Raw genomic sequence first — 22,770 nt, forward strand, 5'->3', positions numbered from 1 at the left:
CGGACCCTCAGGCGCCGCGGACGGCCCAACTAGTGCGCTGGGTGGAACGTGCCGAGCATCTTCCGGCTGGCGTTGTAGCCAGTCAGTCCGCTCATGAAGTTGCCGGGCCAGTTGCCGACGCCGCACATGAAGAGCCCCTCGATCGGGGTCGTGTAGTTCGAGCATCCCGGCATGGGACGCGCATCGAAGATGCGACCTGGCACGATGTCGCCATGGGCGCCGTTACCCTCGGTCATGCCGTAGTTCCGCTCGAGATCGACGGGCGTGTAGACGCTGATGCCGTCGAGGATATCCTTGATGTTGCCGATGTTCCGGCTCAGCGTCTCGACGACGGCATTGCCGAGCGCCTCGCGCTGGTCGTCCCAGCTTCCTTCGGCCAAGTGGTAGGGCGTGCCGCGCACGCTCAGGCTCATGAAGTGGCAGCCGGGCGGGGTCATCTCCGGATCCGCGGCGGACGACACCACGCCCGAGATCGTCACATGCGACGACCAACGGCCCATGGTAGCTTCGTTGTAACTCTCCTGAAGCACGTCGATGCTGGGAACCACGCGGAAATTCGTGCCGAGGAACTGAGTGTTTTCCTCATCGGTCTGCGCGCGATTGAAACGCGGCGTGCCCTTGAGGGCGAGATGCACCTTGGAGGACGAGCCATGCATGGTCAGCTTCCTAGCCCGCTCCTCGATCTCGCGCGGCAGCTGGTTCGCCGGCACCAGTTTGGTCAACACCGTCTTCGGGTTGACGTTCGCCAGTACGCGCGAGGCCTCGATCTCCTCACCGCTTTCCAGCACGACGCCCTTAACCTTGCCGTTGTCGCAGAGAAGCTCGCGCACCGGGGATTCCAGGCGGATCTCGACGCCCAGGCTCTCGTTGGCCCGGGCCATGGCCTGCGTGACGGCGCCCACCCCACCGATCGGCGACGCGTTCTTCATCATCAGTTCGTTGCTCTCGAAGACCACGCCACTGCGGCGCATCGATTCTTCCTGCAGCGGTCGCTGCAGCAGTATGTAGCCGCTGCCCGGCGTGCGCGGGCCGACGAGATTGGTTGCCATCGCGGTGCCGGCCAGAAACGCCTTCAGCCACGGTGATTTCAGGTAGCGGTCCAGCACGTCGCTGACGCTGCCGAACATGACGAGATTGAAGGCTTCCTTGTCGGCCGGCTCCACAAAACGCGCCGCGACCTCTTCCAGCGAGGGCGCGGGATCGTAGAACGACACACCCATCTTCTTCGCGACGTTCTGGTAGAACTGCATGACGTCGGAGAAGCCCTGCATGTCGCCGGGCTCGGCCAGCCGCTCCATCTCGGCGCGACGCCGCTCGCGCTCGGGCCACATAACCAGCGCGTCACCGTTGGAGAACAGGGTCAGCGAGTTGAGATCGGGATGTGTCAGCTTCAACCCGTGCTTTTCCAGCTCCATATCGCCGGCAATACGCGGGTCGAGGCTGTGGCAGGAGTTGGCGATGCTGCTGCCGCGATACCCCGGAAAAACTTCCTCGGTGATGCAGGTGCCGCCAACTTGGTGGCTGCGCTCCAGCATCAGCACCTTCAACCCCGCCCGCGCGAGATAGAAACCCGCGACCAGCCCGCTATGGCCAGCGCCAACGATAATCACGTCATATTTCGACATTTCTGTCCGTCTCGATCTCGGCCAATGCCACCGGCGCGGCGACAACGCGAATGGTCAAAACTCGATTGGCTACAACGGCTTGATGGTCCGGGCGGCAATCCGCCAGCCCATGGGAGTCTTCTTCAGAATGTCGGTGTATTCAGCTGCGGCGATCGACTTGTCGGCCCGCTGGGACAGGGCCTTGCAGAGCGCCTTGACGGTTCCGTCCTCGCTGACTGATAGTAGAAGATTGGTGATGTGGTGACTGAGGGATGGGGCCGGAAAGTTCCTGAACGCCGTCTTCAGCTCTTCGAGCCCGTTTGCGGTGAGGCGCCCCGGATTACTGAACTGGACGTCGTCAGCAAAAACATCGCCCATCCGGTCATATTCTTTGGAATCGAGGATATAGGCGACCTTGTTGAGAGTGTCGGTGATATCGACCCGGTCGATATCGGCGATTCGCGTCATATCGTTACTTCCGTCATTTTCTAGGATGTTTCGGAAAATTCGGCGGCGACACGCTTGGTCGCCTCGATCACGGCAGCCAGGCGCTCTTGATCGAAACGGTGATCGGGGATGACGGCGGCGAGGGCGCCGACCAGCTTGCCCCGAATGAAGACGGGAGCCGCGACCGACCAGGAACCGCCGGTGGATTCATGATGGCTGAAGCCGTAGCCCTGCGCTCGGGTCTGCGTCAGTTCCGCCTTCAACTCCTCGACCGTCCGGTCCCGCTGGCCGGGAATTTCGAAGCTCACCATGTCTCCGAGAATGTCGTCGACGGCCTCATTCGTGCTGAAGGCCAGCAACGCCTTCCCCGCGGCGCCGCGATAGATCTTGCCCTTTTCGCCGGTCAGCCGGACGCGCCGGACCAACTGGCTGGACTCGGCTGAATCGATGCATAGGCGCTCATCGCCAATCTGCACGAAAAAGGCGGAGGTCTCGTCCAGCTCGGCACATAGGGCGGTGGTCGACTCCGCCGCCAACATCCGAAGCGGCGCCCAGCGGTCCGTCTCGTGAAGCAGTGTGGTCAGGGCCAGCCCCGCGACATAACGGTTGTTGCTCCCCTGAGCGGCGAAGCCATGAGCCACCAGAGTTCCGAGCAGCCGTGATGCCGTGCTCACGCTGATGCTCGCCGCCGCAGCCATCTCGGAGAGATTTTTCCCTTTGCGGTCCAGCGCCGAGAGCAGGGCGAGCGCCCGGGCTACGGAGCGCACGCCCGACTTGTCTTCACCACCCGATTTGTCTTCGTTTTCCATTTGTCGAAAACCCGTTTCCATTTTCTACGCTAAGTGCCGCACCGCTGCCTTGTCAACCGATTTCCTCTCTGCGAAAAGATGATTCCGTAGAGTGGAAACTTTTTGACCGAAACCTGCCTGTCAGCGGAGTAGAACCAGCCATGCGCGACTATCCAGACACAAAGCTCCTGATCGATGGCTCTTGGTCGGAATCCTCTGCGGGCAAGACAATCGAGGTCGTGAACCCCGCTACCGAAGCCGTCATCGGTCAGGTCGCCCATGCGAGTCGAGATGATCTCGACCGGGCGCTGTCAGCCACCGCGCGTGGCTTCACCATCTGGTCGGCGACGCCGGCCTTCGATCGGTCGAAGCTGATGCGCAGGGCTGCCAATCTGTTGCGCGAGCGCGCAGATAAGATCGCCACGATCATGACGCTGGAGCAGGGCAAGCCGATCGCTGAATCCAAGGCCGAGACCCTGGGCGCCGCCGACACGATCGATTGGTTCGCCGAGGAGGCGCGGCGCACCTACGGCCAGGTCATTCCCGCTCGAGACGCCGGCATCACTCAGCTCGCCCTCAGGACGCCGGTCGGGCCGGTCGCGGCTTTCACACCATGGAACTTCCCGATCAACCAGATCGTGCGCAAGCTCTCAGGCGCGCTGGCAGCGGGATGCTCGATCATCGTAAAGGCGCCGGAAGAGACGCCGGCGTCGCCGGCCGAACTCATCCGCTGCTTCCTCGACGCGGGTCTGCCGGCCGGTGTGGTCGGCCTTGTCTATGGCAATCCCGCCGAGATTTCCGAGTATCTGATCGCCCATCCGACGATACGCAAAATCTCCTTCACCGGCTCGACGCCGGTCGGAAAGCATCTGGCGGCATTGGCGGGCGCCCATATGAAGCGCGCGACGATGGAACTTGGAGGCCATGCGCCCGCCATCGTCATGGAGGACGCGGATCTCGGCCTCGCCATTCCGCAACTTGTGACCCAGAAGCTGCGAAACGCCGGTCAGGTCTGCGTCTCTCCCACGCGATTCCTCGTCCAGGAGAGTGTCGCTGACACGTTTATCGACGGCTTTGTCGAGGCAGCCGGGAATGTGGTGGTTGGCGATGGATCGAAGCCGGGCGTCCAAATGGGGCCGCTCGCCAATGATCGTCGCATCTTCGCCCTAGAGGCGATGATCGCCGACGCCGTTGATCGCGGCGCCAAAGTCGCCCTCGGTGGGCGAAGGATGGGCAACAAGGGTTACTTCTTCCAGCCCACCGTACTAACCGATGTCCCGACCGACGCGGCGATCATGAATGACGAGCCTTTCGGCCCGGTCGCCATCATTAACCGTTACGGCTCACGCGACGAGATAATCGCCGAAGCCAATCGTCTGCCCTTCGGTCTTGCCTCCTATGCCTACACGCGCTCCGCCGTGCATCAGGAAGCGCTGAAATCGGTGCGAGCGGGGATGATGAGCGTCAACCATCTCGGTCTCGGCATCCCCGAGCTACCTTTCGGCGGCATCATGGATTCAGGCTATGGCTCCGAAGGCGGCTCCGAGGCAATCGAGGCCTATCTCGACACCCGCCTCTTCACTGCAGCCAATCGCCAGTGAATTGAGAATTGCGGTTGCCATTTCGCCACTCCAAATCCCTACTAAAACACCAGACCGGAGGAACTCTGGATGGACGCCGGACAGCGCGGCGCCTGCTTTCGGGCAATCACTTAAATGTCCGCAAACGGCGTGCTTTCATCTGCGTGGATTCATCCAATCAATGAGAATTCATCTGGATCCCATAACTTTAAACAAACTATCATCGTGAAAACAGTTCAAATTTCAAAAATATGATCGCTCCTATGCTTATATTTGCTTAGATGCGACGACTACAATCACGAGAGACTTCGCCAGATTGTCGAGCATGATGATCGCGAGCATTTTTCCATCCTCCTCGACAAGCAACGCCGCGTGATTGCACCGAAACATCGATCTAGCGACGCAGAAGATAGAACCGTCGGGACCGCATCGCAGGAGTTCGGGCGCCATCGCATCTGACCTCCGATGCCCCGAAAGCGAGCCGATCAGGTCGCGATCGACGCGATCCGCTCGGCCTTGCCGCCCCTGCACTCATGTCCCCGCTTGTGTCGAGGCCGGCCCGCGATATCCTCCCGCCATGGATCTGATCCGCATTCTCCTAGTCGATGATCATCCGATCGTGCGCGAGGGCTACCGGCGGCTGCTCGGCCGCCAGCCCGGCTTCTCGGTCGTGGCCGAGGCCGGAGACGGCGAGGCGGCGCTAGCTGCGTTTGCCCAGCACAGGCCGGACATCGTGCTGATGGACCTGTCCATGCCGGGCGGCGGAGGGTTTTCGGCAGCGGAAGCGATCCTCGCGCAGGACCCTCACGCCCGCATCATCGTTGTATCGATGCATCAAGGGGCGATCTTCGCGCAGAAGGCGATGGCCGCTGGAGCACGCGGCTTCGTCTCCAAGAGCAGCCCGCCTGACGAGCTCGTCCGTGCCATCGCCACCGTGGTTTCCGGTCGGCGTGTGCTTTCGGCTGACATGGCGCAGGAGTTCGCCCGCACCTCGCTCGACGACGACTTCGCCGGCCTGACGCCGCGCGAGCGCGACATCCTGCTTCTATTGGTGCGCGGCCTTAACGGCCGCGCCATCGCCCAGAATCTGGGCCTCTCCTCCAAGACCGTGCAAAATAACCTTTCGCAGATTCGAGCCAAGCTCGGCGCCTCCGGCGACGCCGATCTCGTGCTGAAGGCGCAGCGCGCCGGCCTCGTCCAGGCCATATGATGCGCGGGCTACTGCCCCAGCTGGTTCTGCGGGTGCTGGCGGCCGGTCTCATCACTGTGCTCATCGCCGCCGGCTGGGTGCTGTGGGACACCGCCAACGCCGCCCGCCAAGACGTGCGGATCACCGCCGTCCGCGTGGCCGACGCCATCGCTGCCCGGCCCGACTTCATCGGCCTTGCCTTTGGCGGCGTGGCTCCGACCCCGGTCTTCCGCGACTGGCAGGAATTCCCGGCCTGGACGTTGATCGCTCCCGGCGTATGCGTGGAATTCGGCGCGCGGGACCGACCGGTGCACCGGCGCTGCGGTCCCTATCTCGCCACGGAGGGCGCGCCGCCCGGCTGGTTCATCTGGCTCGCCGAGCATATCGGGCTGGTGCCGGCGCCCAGCGCCGTACCGGTGCGGATGCGCTACGCCTCGGACGCGCGCGTCACTGCCGTCGCCGATCCCGGCGTTATCGTCACCCGTGCCTGGGGGCGTACAGGCGACCTCATGCGCGTCGCGGTAGGTATGGCGATCGGCGGCGCGCTCCTTACCGGATTGCTGGTCGTTCGCCTGCTGGCCCCATTCCGCGCCATACTGCGCGGCATTGAACGGCTGCAGCGCGGCGATTTCGCCGCGCGCCTACCGCCGCTGCGCGTTGCCGAGTTCGACCGGCTGAGTTCCGCGCTGAACGACACCGCGGCAACGCTTCAGGAAGCGCAGGCGACCCGCACCGAACTCACCCGGCGCCTCTTCAGCGTGCAGGAGAGCGAACGCCGGGCGCTGGCGCGCGAGTTGCACGACGAATTCGGCCAATGTCTCACCGCAACCCGCGCGCTAGCGGCGGCGATTTCCCAGTCGGGAGAAACCACCGCGCAGGATGGCGCACGCATCGCCGAGATCTCGGGCCAGATGATGGATAGCCTGCGGGCCGAGCTCTCGCGGCTCCGTCCGCCGGATCTCGACGATCTCGGGCTACGCCCGGCGCTGGAACGGATGGTCGCGGACTGGCGCAGCCGCGTGCCGGCCGTGCGTTTCGGACTGGAACTCGTCGGCGACATCGACGGGGTACCCGACGATCTGGCGCTCAGCCTCTACCGCATCGCGCAGGAATGCCTCACCAACGCAATCCGGCACGGGAGGCCGAAAACCGTCGCGCTGCGGATCGAGGTTGCCGAGGCCATCACCCTAGCCGCCACCGATGACGGCTCGCCGCGCCATGACGGTCCCATCGGCGACGGCTACGGCCTGCTCGGCATCCGCGAACGGGTGGACGCGCTCGGCGGCACCTTCGCGCTGACCCCCGTCGATGGAGGCATACGGGCCATCGCCCGGCTGCCGCGCTGACCCGGGCGATCTTCCCGGATCGCCCGGGAAAGCCTCTCTGGCGGCTCCGCCCGTACCGGACGCATGCTCTTCCGGTACAGGGAGGTTGCCACATGAACGACATGAGCCATCCGATTACCCGGCTCGGTGTCGAGGTTGCCGCCGGGCTGATCGGCCATGAGGAGATGGTCGAGCGGTTGCTGATCGCCCTTCTCGCCGGCGGTCATGTCCTAATCGAGGGGCCACCTGGCATCGCCAAGACCCGCGCCGTCAAGCGCCTCGCCGCCCATCTGCCGGGAAGCCATGCGCGCATCCAGTGCACGCCGGACCTACTCCCCTCGGACCTCACCGGCACTCAGGTGTTCCGTCCGGAAACCGGTGGATTCGACTTCGTGCCCGGCCCGCTGTTCCACGCCCTCGTGCTGGTGGACGAGATCAACCGGGCGCCGCCCAAGGTCCAGTCGGCACTGCTCGAAGCCATGGCCGAGGGCCAGGTGACAACAGCGGGCGTGAGCCGCCCGTTGCCCGATCCATTTATGGTGGTCGCGACCCAGAACCCGATCGAGCACGAAGGTACCTTCCCGCTGCCCGAGGCGCAGATGGACCGTTTCCTGCTGCATCTCTCGCTCCACCTTCCGCTCGCCGAGCAGGAGCGCGCTATCCTCGATCTGGTGGCCGCCGAGCGCATAGCCCCGCCCGCCTTCGCGGCGATACCGCTGTCGGCCGATACGCTGCACACGACCAAGGCGGAGGTCGCCCGGGTGCATCTTGCTCCCGCGCTCAAGGATTTCATCGTCCGTCTGGTGATGGCCTCGCGACCCGGCGGCGTGGTCGCCGAATGGGTCGAGCATCCCATCTCGCCGCGCGGCACGCTGGCTCTGGCGGCGGCGGCGCAGGCACGGGCCTGGCTCAAGGGCCGCGACTATGTGTTGCCCGAGGACGTGGCCACGCTGGCGCCGGACGCGCTCGCCCACCGGCTGATCCCGAGCTGGACGGCGCAGGGCGAGGGACGCACCGGGCGCAGCCTCGTCGCCGACATCCTACGCATGGTGGAGCCATGGTGACGGTGCCGGATGTCCCCGGCATCCGTCTTCGGGCGGCGGAACTGCTGGCCCTGCGCGAGGGCGTGCCGGGGACGGGCCGCCATCGCCCCGCCTCGCGCCGGCCTGGTGCGGTTCCCGCCCGATCGCCCGGTTCCGGTATGGATCTGCGGGAGATCCGCGCCTTCGCGGAGGGAGACGACGCCCGCCGCATCGATCCCGCCGCCACCGCACGCACCGGCACGCCGCATATACGTAGCTTCCACGAGGATCGGGACGACACGCTTCTGCTGATCGCTGATTTCCGCTCGCCGATGCTCTGGGGCACGGGCGCGGCGCTCCGCTCGGTCCGCGCGGCGCGGGCGTTGGCGCGACGGGGGTGGCAGGCGGTCGCCCATGGCGCCTCGCTCGCGGCCGTCGGCGTCGATGCCACCGGCTTCGCGGTCGTCCCGCTCGGCGGCGGTGTGCCGCAGATGAGCAGGATCAGCCACATGCTGGCCGCCCGGCACGACCGGGCTCTGGAGGCCGGCAGCGAAGCCCCATGTCTCGCCGAGGCGTTCACTCGGGCGGCGCGGCTGGCCCCGCCTGGTGCCGAAGTGCTCGTCGCCACCGATGCGGAGGGAGTGGCACCTGACGATGAGCCGGCGCTGGCGCGGCTCGCGCGGCGGCGCCGGGTGCGCCTCCTCCTTCCCCTCGATCCGATCGAATTGTCTCCTCCACCGCTGGCGCTGCCCCTTCATGCGGGTCCGCTCCGTCGTTTCGCGCGGCTACGCGCCTTCGACCATGTGGCGCTGTCGCAGAGGATGCGGGCGCTGAATGTGAGCCTCGAGGTGGTCGTCGATGACCCAGGCTGAACTCATCGCAACGCTTCCCGAAGGGCGCCTGCCACCCGGGCTGATGCAACTCAACGCTACGGATTTTGCTACTCTCTTCGGCGCCGGGTTGCTGATGGCGGCGTTGCTGTGCTGGCTGACGCAGCCACTCCTGCAACGCAGGCCTTCTCGCCGCGTGCTCATCCGCGCCACGCGCGGGATGCCGCCGCAGGAGCGCGCGCTGGCAATCGCCCGCATTCTCGGACGGTTGCCGGAGGAGCTGCGCGCCACGGCCTATGGCGCCGCGCCGGCGCTACGTTCCGAGACAATCGAGCGGATTGCGCTGAAAGCGAGGCGCCGGCACCGATGAGCTTCGCCTTTCCGCTCGCGTTTCTCTTGCTGCCGCTGCCTTGGCTGGTCCGGCACATTCTCGCAGCCCACGCGCCTGTGGCCGCGTCGCTGCGCGTCGACTCCATGGTCCTCTCCGCCGCCCTGCCGGCCCCAGGGCACGACGATCGGCTGGGTAACGCTCTAATAATCTCGGCCTGGACAGCGCTGGTGCTGGCGCTGGCCGGCCCGCAGTTGCCGGTGACCAGGGACATCGTTACCGCCTCGGGACGCGAGATAGTGCTGGTGCTGGATCTCTCCGGCAGCATGGTGAAGGAGGACTTTGTCCTCGACGGGCGACCGCTGTCGCGCATGGACGCCGTCAAGCGCGTGGCCGCGCGCTTCGTCGCCGCCCGCCGTGGCGACCGCATCGGACTGGTGATCTTTGGCGACCGGGCCTACGTCGCACAGCCGTCCACTTTCGACGTCGATTCGACCGCCCATGCCATCGAGGTCGCGCAGATCGGCATTTCCGGTCGCTCCACGGCGATTTCCGACGGGCTGGGCCTTGCCACCCGGCGGCTCTCGCGCAGCGATGCGCAGAGCAAGGTCATCATCCTGCTGTCCGACGGGATCGATACGACGGGGAAGGTACAGGCGAGCGATGCGGCACGGCTGGCCGCCAGCCATGACATCCGGGTGCACACCATCGCATTGGGCCCGGACGATCTGGAAAGTCAGCCGCAGTCGCGCGACGCGGTGGACGCGGCAGCCCTGCGCGCCATGGCCGAGGCAGGAAACGGCACGAGCTTCCGGGTCCGCAGCATGGAGGAACTGGAGGTCATGGCTGCCAGTCTCGACCAGCTCGAGCCCAACCCGATGAAGCGCCCGCCGATGCTCTATTGGCAGCCGCTCTGGATGTGGTTCGGCGGTACGGCCCTGGCGTTGGTCACGCTGCTGGTTCTGCGGAGGCGAGAATGAGTGACTTCATCCTGCTGCGTCCCTGGTGGCTCGCCGCGCTGCCGATGCTCCTCGCCATCGTGCTATGGAATTGGTGGCGTGGCCCGACCGCCGGCGGTTGGGAGCGGGTGATGTCTCCCGCCATGCTCGCCGCAATGCGGACGCTCGGCCATCTGCGCGGCGCCGCCGGCCGCCCGGGCCTTGCTCCGCTCGCCGCGGCAGGCTTGATCAGCCTCGGCCTCTGCGGGCCGGCGGTACCGCGCGCCGATGCGCCCCTGCTGGCGGGAAGCGGCGCGATCCTGATCGCCATCGACATGTCGCCCTCCGTCACCGAAAGCGGAGCCATGGCCGACGCGCAAGCGGCCGCGGCTGGCGTGCTGTCGGCGGCGAACGGCCGGCCCGTGGGCCTTCTTCTCTATTCAGGAGAAGCCTACGAGGTTGCTGCTCCCACCGCCGATCCGGCGACGCTGGAGAGCCAGATCGCGGTGCTGGGGCCAGACATCATGCCGAGCGTCGGCAGTCGGCCTGCCGCCGCTCTGGCGTTGGCGCGGCAGATGCTCGTGGCCAGCCGGGATGCCGATCTCGTGCTGATCTCGGATGGCGGCGGGTTTGACGATGCCGCCCGCGCGGAGGCCGAGCGGCTCGTCGGCTCCGGCGTTCGCCTTTCCGTGCTCGGCGTGGGAGAGGGCACGGGGGCACTGTCAGCGCTGGGCAGCAGTTTCGCACCAGCCCGCTCTCCCGGACCGGTCCTCCAGCGCCTGTCGAGCCGGGGCTCGCCGAAGCCGGATCCGGTACTGCCTGCCCTGGAATTCCGCGATCTCGGGCCATTCGTCGCCGCTCTGGCCGCGATCCCACTGCTCAGCCTGTTCCGGAGGCGCCTATGAACCGTACCGCACTGCTGGCGGCGGCCGGGCTCGGCTGCATCGTTTTCGCCGGTCCGGCGGCATGGGGGCGCCTCGCGCTATGGACGGGCGCACCGGGCGCGGCATGGTTCCTTGATGACGCCGCCGCGCGCGGCCTCGCTCTCTATCGTGACGGTGCCTATGCCGAGGCCGATGCCGCCTTCGCCGACGCCGGACGCAGCCAGACCTTCAACCGCGCCCTGACGCTTGCCGCGACCGGCCGTCATGGCCTGTCGGTCGCCTATCTCGACGCTGTTCTCTTCGCCAATCCGGCGGATGCCGAGGCGCGGGAGCTGCGCGAGCGGATTGCCACGATGGTTCCGAAGACACGCGGCGATGGCATCGCCCCCGGACGGCTGCCCGGACATGGCGGCCTCGAGGCCTCGCGGGAGGTGACCGGCCAGATGATGGCCAGCACGCCCGATCCGACCTGGAAAAAGCCAATCGAAGCACGCGGCTTCGCGGCCTCCGATGCGTGGCTCGATACGCTCGCGGACGATCCCGGCGAGTTCCTGCGCCTGCGATTGCTGAAGGAACATGAGCGCCGCGCCGGCCTCGGCCTGCTCCGGCCGGAGGAGGACGATCGATGGTGATCCGGATCGTTGCCTTTCTCGTCCTGCTCCTCGGCGGCGCCCGGGCCGATGACCTGCGGCTCGTCGTGCCGCAGATGCAGCCGGTCGTCGGCGAGATGATCCCGGTGACGCTGCGAGGCGAGTACACCAGCCGTATCGCTCTCGAGACACTCACCTTTCCCGGCTCCGACCAGTATGACTGGATGCAACTCGCCCGCGACCAGTGGCGAGATGAAGAAATCGACGGCCGCACCGTCCGCGTGTTCGAACGGCGCCTCGCCGTGTTTCCGCGGCAGGCCGGTCCGCTCACCCTCGGGCCGGTCACGCACCATCTGACCGTGGTCGGCGCGAATAATCTGCGTGAGCCCCTCGACATGACGGCACAGCCGATCACGCTGCCGGTCGCCCCCTTCCCCGCCGAAGGCGCTCCGCTTTCCGCCCGCAAGCTGGAGATCGAGGACACGCTGTCGGATGCGCCGGGTGCGCTGCGCGACGGCGAAACGCTGGTCCGCCGTATCACCCTGAAGGCGCAAGGTGCGCTGCCCCATCAGCTGCCGCCCCGCCCCTCCATGCGCCAGCCATGGCTAATCAGCTTCGCCGCCCCGGAACGGCGCGAGACGCAGCCCACGCCGGAGGGACCCGCGACGAGCATTACCTGGGAATGGCACCTTCGTCCCAAAACCGGCGAGCCGGGCGTGTTGCCGGCGGTCTCCATCCCCTGGTTCGACACCGCCGCTCGCCAGATGCGTACCGTGGAGATTGCGGCGATCCCGTTTGGCTATGCCAGCTTTCGCGATAATCGGAGCGGCGTCGGGAGCCTGTCGGCCGGCCAAGTGGGCATTGCGCTCTTCGTATTCGCGATCGGGGTGGCAGCAGGCTACGTTGTGGCCTTCTCGGGACTGTCCCGCCGGCGAAGAGAGGACATCGTGCGGCAGCTGCGACGACTCTCGCCCTTCGACCCGACGAAGCAGGGCGTGAAGCGTGTGATGCGCACTGGCGATCTCTTGATCATTCGCCGCGCAGCCGAGCGCTATCTAAATCGTCGTCGCGAGCTGTGCCTTCCAATGAGCGGGCGGGAGACCACTCTTCTCGATACCCTGCTATACCAGCGAGCTGAGAATACACAGGGATTCGAGGCAAACGCCGCAGCGGCACGGGAAATCTTTCGACATGAATAACGTGCCTGGCAGGGAGCCTGCCGACCATTGCAGTCCGTGAAAGAGGCCGTCTCAATGTCGGAACCTTGGACATGATCTCGCGTCCGCAAATGGCGCGCCATGCTGGTTCCCATTGGCCCAGCAGGTGCGGATTGGGCGCCGTGGGCTCCAGCAGCCGGCGATGGTTGAACCAATCGACGCAGGCGAGCGTCGCGAACTCAACAGCCTCGAAGGAGCGCAGGGACCACGCCGATGGATGAGCTCGGCCTTGTAGAGGCGGCTGATCGTCTCGGCGAGGGCGTTGTCGTAGCTGTCGCCGATGCTGCCGACGGAGGGCTCGATGCCAGCCTCGGCCAGACGCTCGGTGTAGCGGATGCTGACATATTGCGAGCCGCGGTCGCTATGGTGCGCCGGGCCGCCGCGATGAACGGGCCGTCGCTCGTGAAGCGCCTGCTCAAGAGCATCCAGCACGAAGCCGGCATGAGCAGTCCGGCTCACCCGACAGCCGACGATGCGGCGGGCGTAGGCGTCGATCACGAAGGCGATGTAGACAGAGCCTGACCAGGTGCTGACATAGGTGACGTCGGACAGCCACAGCCTATTCGGCGCCGGGGCATGAAAGACCCGGCTCACTCGGTCGAGCGGGCACGGTGCCGCTTGATCCTGCACGGTTGGGTTTGCCGGCGAAGTTCAGGCGGACGAGAACGGGGGACGTAGAGGCGCGCGTAGGGGTGGCATCGGTCATGATGCGGTAGGCTCCGTGGTTTTGAAGGATGGTTGCAGGCGCGGCGAAATGGCCCCGTAACGGGGGTCAACTCATTGTTGCGCCGGTAAGACAATATGCCTTGTATGGCGCGCGGCCGGCTCAGGACGAGCCTGTCAGCACAGTGTGGAGAGTGAAATGGCCGACCTCGTAATCATCGCCTACGACTCCGAAGAGAAGGCTGAGGCCGCACGTCAAGAGCTTCTGAAGCTTCAGAAGGAATATCTGATCGAGCTGGGCGACGCCGTGATAGCGGTTCGTCGGGAAGACGGTACGATCAAGCTGAACCAGCTCGTGAACACGACCCTGACCGGCGCAGCCTCGGGTGGTCTTTGGGGCGGCCTTGTCGGCCTGATCTTCCTCAACCCGCTGCTCGGGATGGCGATTGGAGCGGGCGCTGGGGCGATTGCCGGGAAGTTCACCGACGTCGGGATCAACGATGACTTCCTCAAAGAAGCCAGCTCGGCTCTCGGCCCCAATCAGGCCGCGCTCTGCGTCCTTATCCGCAAGGTGACGGCCGACAAGGTGGTTGCGGACATGGCCAAGTTCGGCGGCACAGTTCTCCAGACCAGCCTCTCCCACGAACAGGAAGAGAAGCTTCAGGCCGCCCTCAAGGCCGGCTAACGCCTCTGAGGTATACCCTAGTGGTCGATCGACGGACGCACCGAAACCCTGACCGCTAGGGTTAACTTCTCTTCAGCGTACATATTATCCGCGGACATCAGCCTTGCCGACATCGGAGGGGCCGATGTCCACCGTGCTCCATACCCGCGTCTCCACCGCTGACCAGACTCTCGCCCGTCAACGTACGCAGGCCGAGGCAGCCGACTATAGGTTCGACACGGTGATTGCCGATGAAGGCGTTTCCGGCCACCGCTCAGGCCCCAGGCAGAGGACCACCAAGGAGGCTCCGAAGGCCGGCATTGCCCACGCGAAAGCGATTGAAAGCGAGACCAAGTACCGGGGCAGGAAGCCGAGCTTCACGCGGGAACCGTTCACCAGCATGCGGGAGATGCTCGGTCAGGGAACAGGCGTGAGCGAGATATCCAAGTTCACCGGCCTCACCCGGCAGACGGTCTATCGGATCAAGGAAGAGCCCACCGAACAGGCGAAGGCGCTGGAGACGTGGGAACTGCAAGGGTCACGGAAGCTTGAGACCATGCCTCGGCACCCGCCCTGCGCTGAGCCATTCAGGCCAGCCGAAGACCGCTTCGAAGCTGGCGCAGAAGGCCGCAATGACGGCCACTATCGCCATGATCCAGACGTTGAGCTGGTCTCCTCATTGGTCTCATATCCCACGGACGGGATCCTATAGTGGGGTTAGCCGGAGCGGTATCCTGAGGTCGTTTCCCCGGCTGTCATACTGGGAACGCATTGTCCCGTTAGGTCAGCATCGTCGCACATGCGGCCACGCCCTGCCTCAGGCATCGGGCTCCACTCAAATCGACGCACGAGCGTCAGCCACCGGCTATCTGCCGGAGGCATAGAGGATATATGCATACTCAGATTATACGCCCCCTCCCCGTCCTTCCGCCCGCCCCCGCCCCCGCCCCCGAGGCACGCCGCTCCCGCCCCGATTGGAAGCCGGAGCCCTGCGGCCTGACGCGCGAGCAAATCCGCGCAATCGTCATCGATCAGATCGGCTGACCTCGCCCCTTTGGACTCAGGGAGCCCCCGCAGGTCGGCGTTCGCACTCCACAGCAGGGCTCTACAGCGGCGGCGCTCAATGCGCGCCCATGGAGTCCTGAGGGCATCCGCAGGCCACCGCCGGGGCACCCTAGGCTTGGCCGAATGCAGCCCGGCAAGCCCCCCAGGGGGGAACGCGCGGTTCCTTCCTATTCAGATACGCGCTCAGTTTTTCCGGTGGAATATCCGCCCCTGAAAGGACCCTAGGAACTTCCTAGGGAGCCCTCCCCCTGACAGCGCGCTTCGCCAACCGACCGCTGCTTCCACCCGGCAAGCTCCCGCTTCCGGCCCAGTTCGAAAGGCTTTAACTCCCGCATCAGCAGAAAGCGCAGCTTCCGATCGAGCCCGCACGTGACCCTATGTATATTTTAGTCTAGCCTAGGCCATGAACTTACCCATTTTCAGCGTCAGCAAACCTCTGAGTTGCCCAAAGCGCAACTTCAGTCCGATTTCTTACATTGAGTTTTTTCATGATGTTACGAACATGAACTTTCACGGTACTCTCACACATACCGAGCTGATACGCGATAATCTTATTCGGAGCGCCCTTGCACATGGCGCGTGCCACTAACATTTGCCGATGGGATGCAAATACTGAATCCGTTTTTCCTGAAAATTCATTCGATTTCGGGTCAGCATACAGATTTAGAAACCTTGACGCTGGCGCATAAGTGCCACCAGCCTCCAGCAACAGCAAAATTTGAACCATCACCTCGAACGACAAATCGGTCGAAAGATACCCTTGAGCCCCTGCCTGCATGGCCGCCCGTACGTCGTTTGGCTCATCCGTATCCGACAGAATAGCAAATCGCATCGCCGGCCGTAACTTTGCCAACTCCTGCGAGGCCGCTTCAGATGACGAACCGTAAACTTTCGACAAGGAAAAGAGTACCAGCGAGGTACGCGCACTCTCTTCGGAAGAAGCCCAGTCAGACAACCTACAATGAACTGAGAATCTATCTATCGATTTAACTTCTATAAAAGATTTATACATACATTCCGCACGAAGTACGCGCGGCTCAATCAAGGCTATGCATGATAAAGACTTAGAAATATTATTTTTTTCTTCTTCTAATCGACACAAAGATAAATCATCTTTTTCATTCTCACGAATAATATTTTCTTTTGTATATTTATATTCTGTACGCTTCATATCATGCGCGTGTGCGATATTCATTCAAATCGCCCCGTGGTGTACGTTGCATTTGGCCCTAGGCAATCCACAAGCTTTTAGCTTGGAAATTGCAGCAAACGGCAACTCGGTACACCGTCTGGTTTTCCCTGAGTGCCCCATCTATCAAAAGTAGTATCATTTTTGTGGCCTTTCTGGATAACCAAAAAGGCGTAGGCTTGTCGTCATTCGGATTGGTAACCGGCCGGTAACCCATGGGCCGAAGGTATATGCAGATTCTGGAATAACTGCGTCTCATGCGGCCACCGTCTGCGGCCCCTCGCGCCATGGATCGACCAGCCTCACGGTCACCTTCCCGATGGCCTGAAAGGGCACCCTGAGGGTGAGGAAGGTCGAACTGAGACGCAGTCGCTTGCCGGTCTCGCTGGCCTTGCTCCACCACCCGCACGCAAAAGGATTTCACCTCCTCCACGCTCATGGATCGGAGGGTGTCAGGAATGCCTCTATGCGGCCCCTGAACTGCCCCTGGAGTCGGCACAGAGAGCTTTCAGCACGTGTCGGCCGCGGGAAGCTCGCTGAAGGGCATCTGTTCGGGAACGTGATGGGTCTCGTGGGGGCGTAGTCGGAAGGCCCTACGTCCGACTGTCCGGTGTGTTCGGACATCAGCCGGCGAGCATCGTTGAGGCGGTTGCGGTAGCCTGAGGCCCCCGTAGCGTCATCTCGTTATCGGGCAGCGTCCGCCCGGCGCTATTCTTGTAGGAACTGGCCTTAAAATTGAGAGCAGTGGACGGAGCCTCCTCAAGAAGGCCCTTGATGTCCCGCAGCACGTTGTCGTGCCGCCTCTCAAAGAACTCCGCAAACGTCCCGGCTGGAGGCGTACGCGCGTGGCGAGTGCCACCTGAGGCGACTCGCCGAGCTTCAGGCGAGGTTCGGGTGATGCTTTGCTGAATAGATTATCTCCCTCGCGGTCGGGCCGACTGAGGAAGCGATGCCACATGACGACCTGTCCTCGAAGCGACGCGCTGTTATCGAGCCGTTTCTTCCAGAGAGCAGCGCTGCCGGATAGGCATGCGGAATGAACCCATTGGTCGTGAAGAAGCATGTCGGGCTGATTACCAGATACCACTGATCGTAAATACACTCCAATCTAGGAACTGATTCATGATTCTCACGAACTCAATTCGCATTTTGTCAGACTTTCTCATAGAGACATTCACGACTTCGGTGGATGCCTTCTTCTTTGAAGCATCACAGGTGAATGAGCGAGGTGTATTCACATCCGACGCCCTGAAATAATAAAGCTTGCGCTCCTTGCTCCAGGCGAGATCGGCGCGCACCTGATGATCGAGCGTCTTCCGCAAGAGGAAGGCAAAATTGTTCAGCTCATCTTGATCGTCGTGGAAGGCGATCTCGGAGGTCTCGATGGCCTGGACCTGGTCGAGGTCCACAATATGCCGACACGCCGAGTCATGCGGATCGCTGAACGACCAGAATGTGCCGCCCTTTATGGTCCAGTCAAAACGCGCAGGCTCATCGCCATCCAGCAGGATCGACACTGCCTTCCATGATGACTGAGGGCAGGAGGCGCTGCCTCTTCCTACGAGCGAATCAAGAGGCGGCAGCCAGACGGGCTCGCCGCCTTTTTCGTTCCCGCGACAAGCTGATAGGCCGCCGCAGCTCACAGAAGCTCGGGGCGCCTTTTCCGTATTTTTGCCGTAACGAAGAAGTTTCCGCACCAAATCAACGGCCAAGCCATTGAAAAAATTGGCGCGCCGACCAAAGTGAAACTGCGAACACCTATGTCGTTGAAATTGCATTGGTTTAGAAAGCGCCGAAGAATGGGCTTAGTGACGTCTCGAGTTAGGGTGCGCCGGCATGCACGTCAACAAACATATCCGCGCGGCACGTGCGTTTCAGCCTCGTTCGAATCCCGCACGCCCCGCCATTTCAGTCCCAAACTGGGCACGCCTAGAGTCGCCGATTTCCCTCCTGAGACGGCAGCCAGCGTTCGGAGCAGGTCTCCTTTCGATCCGATAATGCGGACTTCCCTCGCTCCGACTTCCACGCGCTGAGCCAAGGCGCGCAAATGATCGCGCCGGTAGCCGCCGCCTTCGATGCGCATGCGCTTGCGAGCGATGTCGGCGAAACGCGCCACCATGGCCGGCGTGACGGCGTCGTCGCCTGAAGTCGCGAGAGAGGTTTGCGCGCGAGCAACATCGGCATGGGCTTGGTCCCGGATACCCTTCAGTCCGTCGATCCGCTCTTTGAGCGCCGGATCGGTAATGTCGGCGACGCCTGATTCGATGGCGTCATAGAGCCGGCGCAGCCGCTGATCCGCCTCTGTCCCGCGCTTGTTGAGTTCAGCAATGTGCCCGCGGCGGCGCTCAAGGCGCTCCTGGCGGTGGGTGAGCATTGAAGCGAGGATTTCCTGCAGCCGCTCGGGCTGGAGAAGACGCTGCTCGATATGGCTCGCCACAAGGGTGTCGAGCGTCTCCATCGGGATGGCCCGCCCGGCGCAGCCGGTCTCGCCCTGCCGAGCCTTGATCGAGCAGGCATAGTACCGATACCGCCCGCTCTTGCCGGTGCGGATGGTCATGGCCCCGCCGCACTGGGCGCAATAGCAGATACCAGTGAGCAGCGTCGGGCCACTCACGACGCGCGGCGGGACGATCTTGGGATTGCGCGCCTGAAGCTGCTCCTGCACGGCGTTGAAGACCTTGGCGTCGATCAGCGGCGGCACGGCGACCACCACTACCTCGCTGTCGGGCTTCTTCTGCTTGCTCTTGGAGCGGCTGTTGAACTGGTGCTCGCCGACGTAGGTGCGGCGAGTCAGCACCCGGTGAAGCTGACCGATGCCCCAGCGCCCGCCCTCGCGGGTGTAGATCCGGTTGCGGTTCAGATGGCTGACGAGGGCCTTTACGCCCATCGGACCGGAGCGGCCATCGCCATGGAGAGCGAGATCGAAGATGAGCCGCACCGTGTCGGCGTGAAGCGGATCGATCTCCAGCTTCTTCTTCACCTTGGCACCGCGCTGCTCGGCCTCGACCACGCGATAGCCGATCGGCGGGCGGGCGCCGTTCCAGAAGCCCTGCCGGGCATTCTCCTTCTGCGCCCGCAGGACGTGCTTGGCGTTCTCCTTGGACTGGTACTCGTCGAACAGCGCCATGATCTGCCGCATCATGACGTGCATAGGGTCGTCGCCCATTTCCTGGGTGATCGACATCAGCCGCACGCCGTTGCGGGCGAGCTTGCGGACATAGAATTCCAGCTCGAAGTGATCGCGGAAGAAGCGCGAGAAGCTGTGCACCACGACGACATCGAACGGCGCCGGCTTCATTGTCCCCGCCTCGATCATCCGCTGAAATTCGGGCCGGCGGTCGTTGGTCGCTGAGGCCCCCGGCTCCACATATGTCTCGACCAGCTGATAGCCGCGCGCCTGGCAATAGGCCTCGCCTTGCCGGCGCTGGTCGGGGATCGAGACATCATGCTCGGCCTGCCGGGCTGTGGAGACGCGCAGGTACAAGGCGGCACGCAACGGAGCGGTCATGGTGGAGCCTTTCGTGTCAGGCGGTCATTCCCCTTGGATCAGCTCCTCCAGAATATCCCCGAACCACGCCTTGAAGACAGCAATCTCCGCCTCTGTCACCGGAATGTATTCTGGCCAGTCGTCGGCGACGGTCATCGGGGCGGGAACTGGCGACGGCCGCGTTCTGCGACAGGGCGACGGCGTGTCGGCGTAGGTGTAGAGGTTGCCGGGCAAGCGGCTCGGCGCCAATCGATATGCGGGGTATTGAGTGGGTGAATGTGAGCGTCTGGTCATTCCCAAGACTGACGCGACGGCGACCGATGCCCAACAGCCGATCTATGACCTGCAGTACGCAGTACTTCCTTGGCCAGAAGCGGCCATGTCGACACGCCCGTGCGGATGGCGGCTTTGCGCCGCCATGTCGGACGTAGAGATCGGATTATCGGATTCCCGAAAGCAGACGTTTCCGCTTACCGCTCTTGAGGTCATGGTTGCGCCATAAGCGGAAGTCGCCGAGGGCATCACGAATGGCTGGTTTGGGGCCGGTGGCAGACTGTCCGCTATTCGGGATTTCAAACGAGAAACGGACATATCGCCGGTGAACGCCCGAGGCTGGATCTGACCCTTAGCGGCCCTCCCGGCACCGGATTGCGAATGGCTGCTTTGCGCCGCGAAATCAGCCTTTGCGGTCGGTTTCGAAAACGCCTGAAAGCAGACTTGTCCGCCTATTTAGACGGCGACCGGGATATCAATCACCGGTCGCAGCGTTTCCAGCTGCAGAGCATATCTTCTCACAATACGTTCATACAGGTCTCTGATTTTCTTGGCTTGAACACTGACAACAAGCGCATATGGCAGTTCAATGTCAGGTGTAAAATTCCGCCCGCCCATGCGGGCATTGTAGTGGATGTCCAGCACAGGATTCTGCAGCGTCTGGCCAAGGAATGAAACAGATGTGTGGAGGCAGTTCTCCCATTTCCACGCATCCCGCCTTAGTTCGTCCTCCATAAGACCGTTCTGCGTCTTGCCGAAGAAGCTCTTGCTATCGGCGTGGACCTGCTTTGGGTCCTTCCGTTTTTCATCATGCGGCCGGAATGTCGGTTCAAGCCCGGCGCGTGTGTAATTTCCGGGATGGTGGGGATCGACGCCGGTCGGATAGCAGAGCGTTGCCGTGATCCTAACCTTCCCCGGAATTGAACCGGATGGGACAGGTATCGGTGCCCGAATATAGCGGGTAGGCGCGATACTGCCTTGGTAGATGACCCGGACCGTATCGTCGTCGCACAGCAGGATATCCTGCACCGATCGCGCGACGCGGCCACGCCCCACTTCCGCGCATGCCAGCTCTGACGTTTCCGTGCTGTGCACCAGCAAGGCGCGCACAGCGAGCATGCTGATGCCCGGTCCGAGATGGGCGCGAATTCCAGCGGCGAGTCGAAGCGACGAAGGTGATGCAAAGGACGTTCCCTCCGTCGCTTCGAGTTCCACGGCGTTATTGTCGCCGACCACAATGAAGGGGCGCTGGAGACACCCGCCGAACTCAACGAAATCGGGTTTCACCAAGCCCGGGCTTCGGCCCGGGCCGATCGAGCTGTAGCCGCATCGCTTCCACACCGCATCGGGTGCATCGCAGGCTCCGACCGCGATGGCGTTCACGCAATCTGCCGGGACCTGAATTCTGTTCGACCCGTCTTCAGCCGACCCGTCCCCGTTATTGCCGACCGCGACCGTGGCAAGAACCGACCCGCGCGAAAGCCGATCGTCGATGACGGCCGTCCAGGCATGGACCTCATCGTCCTCAATCGGCAGCTCAGGCCCAAGGCTGAAATTGGCCAAGTCATATTCGCCGTCGACAAGGGCCTTATCGATACGACCTAGGACATCATAGAGTTCATAACGGTTCTCGGTCAGCGTCCCGACGTCGAGCACGCGGTAGTGATCAACGGTGGCATAGGGCCTTGGGATCGGCTTCGTGGGATCGATGTGGCCGAACAAAAACGCCGAGGTCACGCCGAGTCCGTGCTTCTGAAAAAATCCGATCGGCTTGCCAATGCCTGGCGGATCGATTGCATTCACCCACCTGCGGATCGGGTGCTTCTCCGGAATGCCGCCATCAAAGATTGCAGCTCGGATCGTCGTATCAAGCGCCACCTCCTTCGGCAGTTGCACCCCATCAATCGGGATGCGGGACGAGCGGAATGCCGGGCGGAGCATGCGTAGCGCCGGCATTTGCCGGAGTGCCCGTAAAGGTGTGAACATAGCGATACGCTCAGCAAGCGCGGCTGGCGCCTCCAGTTCGACGAAGCAGAGCCCCCCTGCAAAGAAGCGCCGGGTCAGCGGCTGGTCGATGTCGATCTGCTTCAGATAGTCCTTGAATTGCGCAAGGACGCGCTTGAGCCCCAACGGTCCATCGGCGTGAAGCACCGCTTCAAGGATGGCAATGCCCGCTTCTGGAAGAGTGCCCTTTAGTTTTTCACGCGTCCGCACCATGCCCACCTGTTCGATGGTCGCAAGTTCGTCCGCAGCGGGTGCCCCCTCGTTCCATTGTGGCATCGATGACTGCCAAGCCCGGAATGCGGCGCGGGTCCCCATAACGAATAGTTCGGTGGTGATTGTTTCTTCAGGCTCGCGGCCTCGCGAGCGCTTCTCGGGCGTGATGCGCCGCGGTCGGCTGCCGACCGTATCGAGCCCCAACCGATCGAGAAGCTTATCGGGAAAGTAGGATTTCGCGATGTATTCTGGATTCAACGTGATCGTCGCGACAGCGCGATCATCTGGGCATGCTTCCGCCGGCAACGCGTCGATGCCGCGCACTGTCCTTGAGAGCATCGGGGTGAGCCGCTGCCGGGCAGCGGCGAAGGTGTACGGATGGTCCTTCGGGCCGCCACCCCGAACACCGACGACGTCTTCAATGAGCCGTTCGCCTTTGCCGAGAAGAAAGTTCTGCCTTTTCATGGCGC

20 protein-coding genes and 1 pseudogene are annotated in these 22,770 nt (G+C 63.4%); 12 read left to right on the forward strand and 9 right to left on the reverse strand.

The annotated features are described in order from the left end of the window. Positions 1–29: 29 nt before the first annotated feature. The 3 genes from KHC28_RS06310 to KHC28_RS06320 form a co-directional block, all read right to left on the reverse strand. A complete protein-coding gene (locus tag KHC28_RS06310; protein WP_214007499.1) occupies positions 30–1,625 on the reverse strand; it encodes a phytoene desaturase family protein in 1,596 nt (531 codons plus the stop codon). Between the two features lie 69 nt (positions 1,626–1,694). Beyond that, a complete protein-coding gene (locus tag KHC28_RS06315; RefSeq protein WP_214007500.1) occupies positions 1,695–2,072 on the reverse strand; it encodes a nuclear transport factor 2 family protein in 378 nt (125 codons plus the stop codon). A gap of 20 nt (positions 2,073–2,092) precedes the next feature. Continuing rightward, positions 2,093–2,860 carry an IclR family transcriptional regulator gene (locus KHC28_RS06320; protein ID WP_214007501.1) on the reverse strand — a complete coding sequence of 256 codons (768 nt, stop codon included), beginning with the start codon at positions 2,858–2,860 and terminating at the stop codon, positions 2,093–2,095. A 140-nt stretch (positions 2,861–3,000) separates the two neighbouring features. Between KHC28_RS06320 and KHC28_RS06325 the strand changes: the two genes are divergently transcribed. The 10 genes from KHC28_RS06325 (at position 3,001) to KHC28_RS06370 (ending at position 12,724) form a co-directional block, all read left to right on the forward strand. Further along, complete coding sequence (locus tag KHC28_RS06325; RefSeq protein WP_214007502.1) at positions 3,001–4,440, forward strand: NAD-dependent succinate-semialdehyde dehydrogenase; 1,440 nt, start codon at positions 3,001–3,003, stop codon at positions 4,438–4,440. Between the two features lie 556 nt (positions 4,441–4,996). Then, positions 4,997–5,629 carry a response regulator gene (locus KHC28_RS06330; RefSeq protein WP_214007503.1) on the forward strand — a complete coding sequence of 211 codons (633 nt, stop codon included), beginning with the start codon at positions 4,997–4,999 and terminating at the stop codon, positions 5,627–5,629. Then, entirely contained in the window at positions 5,629–6,954 is a 1,326-nt protein-coding gene (locus tag KHC28_RS06335) for a histidine kinase (RefSeq protein ID WP_214007504.1), read from the forward strand. The genes KHC28_RS06330 and KHC28_RS06335 overlap by 1 nt, the downstream gene beginning before the upstream one ends. Positions 6,955–7,046: 92 nt before the next feature. Further along, entirely contained in the window at positions 7,047–7,997 is a 951-nt protein-coding gene (locus KHC28_RS06340; protein ID WP_214007505.1) for an AAA family ATPase, read from the forward strand. After that, positions 7,991–8,827 (forward strand): DUF58 domain-containing protein, encoded by an 837-nt coding sequence (locus KHC28_RS06345; protein WP_214007506.1) that lies wholly within the window; start codon positions 7,991–7,993, stop codon positions 8,825–8,827. The genes KHC28_RS06340 and KHC28_RS06345 overlap by 7 nt, the downstream gene beginning before the upstream one ends. Next, positions 8,814–9,155, forward strand: a complete 342-nt coding sequence (locus KHC28_RS06350) for a hypothetical protein (protein ID WP_214007507.1) — start codon at positions 8,814–8,816, stop codon at positions 9,153–9,155. The genes KHC28_RS06345 and KHC28_RS06350 overlap by 14 nt, the downstream gene beginning before the upstream one ends. Continuing rightward, positions 9,152–10,093: a VWA domain-containing protein gene (locus tag KHC28_RS06355; protein WP_214007508.1), complete on the forward strand. Its 942-nt coding sequence runs from the start codon at positions 9,152–9,154 to the stop codon at positions 10,091–10,093. The genes KHC28_RS06350 and KHC28_RS06355 overlap by 4 nt, the downstream gene beginning before the upstream one ends. Beyond that, positions 10,090–10,956, forward strand: a complete 867-nt coding sequence (locus KHC28_RS06360; RefSeq protein ID WP_214007509.1) for a VWA domain-containing protein — start codon at positions 10,090–10,092, stop codon at positions 10,954–10,956. The genes KHC28_RS06355 and KHC28_RS06360 overlap by 4 nt, the downstream gene beginning before the upstream one ends. Beyond that, positions 10,953–11,567, forward strand: coding sequence for a hypothetical protein (locus tag KHC28_RS06365; RefSeq protein ID WP_214007510.1), 615 nt, complete (start codon positions 10,953–10,955; stop codon positions 11,565–11,567). Before KHC28_RS06360 ends, KHC28_RS06365 begins: the two co-directional genes overlap by 4 nt. Further along, on the forward strand, positions 11,561–12,724 hold the full coding sequence (locus KHC28_RS06370) for a BatD family protein (protein ID WP_214007511.1): 1,164 nt from the start codon (positions 11,561–11,563) through the stop codon (positions 12,722–12,724). Before KHC28_RS06365 ends, KHC28_RS06370 begins: the two co-directional genes overlap by 7 nt. Positions 12,725–12,851: 127 nt before the next feature. On the opposite strand, the pseudogene KHC28_RS06375 reads toward KHC28_RS06370, so the two are convergent. Further along, positions 12,852–13,375: pseudogene (locus KHC28_RS06375) on the reverse strand (IS3 family transposase); the annotation flags it as partial. Between the two features lie 229 nt (positions 13,376–13,604). Here KHC28_RS06375 and KHC28_RS06380 point away from each other — a divergent pair. Further along, positions 13,605–14,090, forward strand: coding sequence for a DUF1269 domain-containing protein (locus tag KHC28_RS06380; protein ID WP_214007512.1), 486 nt, complete (start codon positions 13,605–13,607; stop codon positions 14,088–14,090). Positions 14,091–14,214: 124 nt separating this feature from the next. Next, positions 14,215–14,781 carry a helix-turn-helix domain-containing protein gene (locus tag KHC28_RS06385; protein WP_214007513.1) on the forward strand — a complete coding sequence of 189 codons (567 nt, stop codon included), beginning with the start codon at positions 14,215–14,217 and terminating at the stop codon, positions 14,779–14,781. A gap of 762 nt (positions 14,782–15,543) precedes the next feature. Here the strand turns inward: KHC28_RS06385 and KHC28_RS06390 are convergent. From KHC28_RS06390 to KHC28_RS06410, 5 genes are all read right to left on the reverse strand, one after another. Further along, positions 15,544–16,329, reverse strand: a complete 786-nt coding sequence (locus KHC28_RS06390) for a LuxR C-terminal-related transcriptional regulator (RefSeq protein WP_214007514.1) — start codon at positions 16,327–16,329, stop codon at positions 15,544–15,546. 617 nt (positions 16,330–16,946) lie between these two features. Continuing rightward, entirely contained in the window at positions 16,947–17,234 is a 288-nt protein-coding gene (locus tag KHC28_RS27960) for a Rha family transcriptional regulator (RefSeq protein ID WP_376772620.1), read from the reverse strand. A gap of 162 nt (positions 17,235–17,396) precedes the next feature. Continuing rightward, a complete protein-coding gene (locus KHC28_RS06400) occupies positions 17,397–17,840 on the reverse strand; it encodes a hypothetical protein (RefSeq protein ID WP_214007516.1) in 444 nt (147 codons plus the stop codon). 326 nt (positions 17,841–18,166) lie between these two features. Beyond that, complete coding sequence (locus KHC28_RS06405) at positions 18,167–19,831, reverse strand: recombinase family protein (RefSeq protein ID WP_214007517.1); 1,665 nt, start codon at positions 19,829–19,831, stop codon at positions 18,167–18,169. Positions 19,832–20,539: 708 nt separating this feature from the next. Then, positions 20,540–22,765, reverse strand: coding sequence for a S8 family peptidase (locus KHC28_RS06410; RefSeq protein WP_214007518.1), 2,226 nt, complete (start codon positions 22,763–22,765; stop codon positions 20,540–20,542). Positions 22,766–22,770 lie beyond the last annotated feature (5 nt).

The organism is Ancylobacter sonchi, assembly GCF_018390695.1.
GTDB lineage: Bacteria > Pseudomonadota > Alphaproteobacteria > Rhizobiales > Xanthobacteraceae > Ancylobacter > Ancylobacter sonchi.

Excerpts from the sequence above, each read along its gene's own strand:
- KHC28_RS06310 (WP_214007499.1), bottom strand. The coding sequence starts at position 1,625 with ATGTCGAAATATGACGTGATTATCGTTGGCGCTGGCCATAGCGGGCTG.
- KHC28_RS06315 (WP_214007500.1), bottom strand. The coding sequence starts at position 2,072 with ATGACGCGAATCGCCGATATCGACCGGGTCGATATCACCGACACTCTC.
- KHC28_RS06320 (WP_214007501.1), bottom strand. The coding sequence starts at position 2,860 with ATGGAAAACGAAGACAAATCGGGTGGTGAAGACAAGTCGGGCGTGCGC.
- KHC28_RS06325 (WP_214007502.1), top strand. The coding sequence starts at position 3,001 with ATGCGCGACTATCCAGACACAAAGCTCCTGATCGATGGCTCTTGGTCG.
- KHC28_RS06330 (WP_214007503.1), top strand. The coding sequence starts at position 4,997 with ATGGATCTGATCCGCATTCTCCTAGTCGATGATCATCCGATCGTGCGC.
- KHC28_RS06335 (WP_214007504.1), top strand. The coding sequence starts at position 5,629 with ATGCGCGGGCTACTGCCCCAGCTGGTTCTGCGGGTGCTGGCGGCCGGT.
- KHC28_RS06340 (WP_214007505.1), top strand. The coding sequence starts at position 7,047 with ATGAACGACATGAGCCATCCGATTACCCGGCTCGGTGTCGAGGTTGCC.
- KHC28_RS06345 (WP_214007506.1), top strand. The coding sequence starts at position 7,991 with ATGGTGACGGTGCCGGATGTCCCCGGCATCCGTCTTCGGGCGGCGGAA.
- KHC28_RS06350 (WP_214007507.1), top strand. The coding sequence starts at position 8,814 with ATGACCCAGGCTGAACTCATCGCAACGCTTCCCGAAGGGCGCCTGCCA.
- KHC28_RS06355 (WP_214007508.1), top strand. The coding sequence starts at position 9,152 with ATGAGCTTCGCCTTTCCGCTCGCGTTTCTCTTGCTGCCGCTGCCTTGG.
- KHC28_RS06360 (WP_214007509.1), top strand. The coding sequence starts at position 10,090 with ATGAGTGACTTCATCCTGCTGCGTCCCTGGTGGCTCGCCGCGCTGCCG.
- KHC28_RS06365 (WP_214007510.1), top strand. The coding sequence starts at position 10,953 with ATGAACCGTACCGCACTGCTGGCGGCGGCCGGGCTCGGCTGCATCGTT.
- KHC28_RS06370 (WP_214007511.1), top strand. The coding sequence starts at position 11,561 with ATGGTGATCCGGATCGTTGCCTTTCTCGTCCTGCTCCTCGGCGGCGCC.
- KHC28_RS06380 (WP_214007512.1), top strand. The coding sequence starts at position 13,605 with ATGGCCGACCTCGTAATCATCGCCTACGACTCCGAAGAGAAGGCTGAG.
- KHC28_RS06385 (WP_214007513.1), top strand. The coding sequence starts at position 14,215 with ATGTCCACCGTGCTCCATACCCGCGTCTCCACCGCTGACCAGACTCTC.
- KHC28_RS06390 (WP_214007514.1), bottom strand. The coding sequence starts at position 16,329 with ATGAATATCGCACACGCGCATGATATGAAGCGTACAGAATATAAATAT.
- KHC28_RS06405 (WP_214007517.1), bottom strand. The coding sequence starts at position 19,831 with ATGACCGCTCCGTTGCGTGCCGCCTTGTACCTGCGCGTCTCCACAGCC.
- KHC28_RS06410 (WP_214007518.1), bottom strand. The coding sequence starts at position 22,765 with ATGAAAAGGCAGAACTTTCTTCTCGGCAAAGGCGAACGGCTCATTGAA.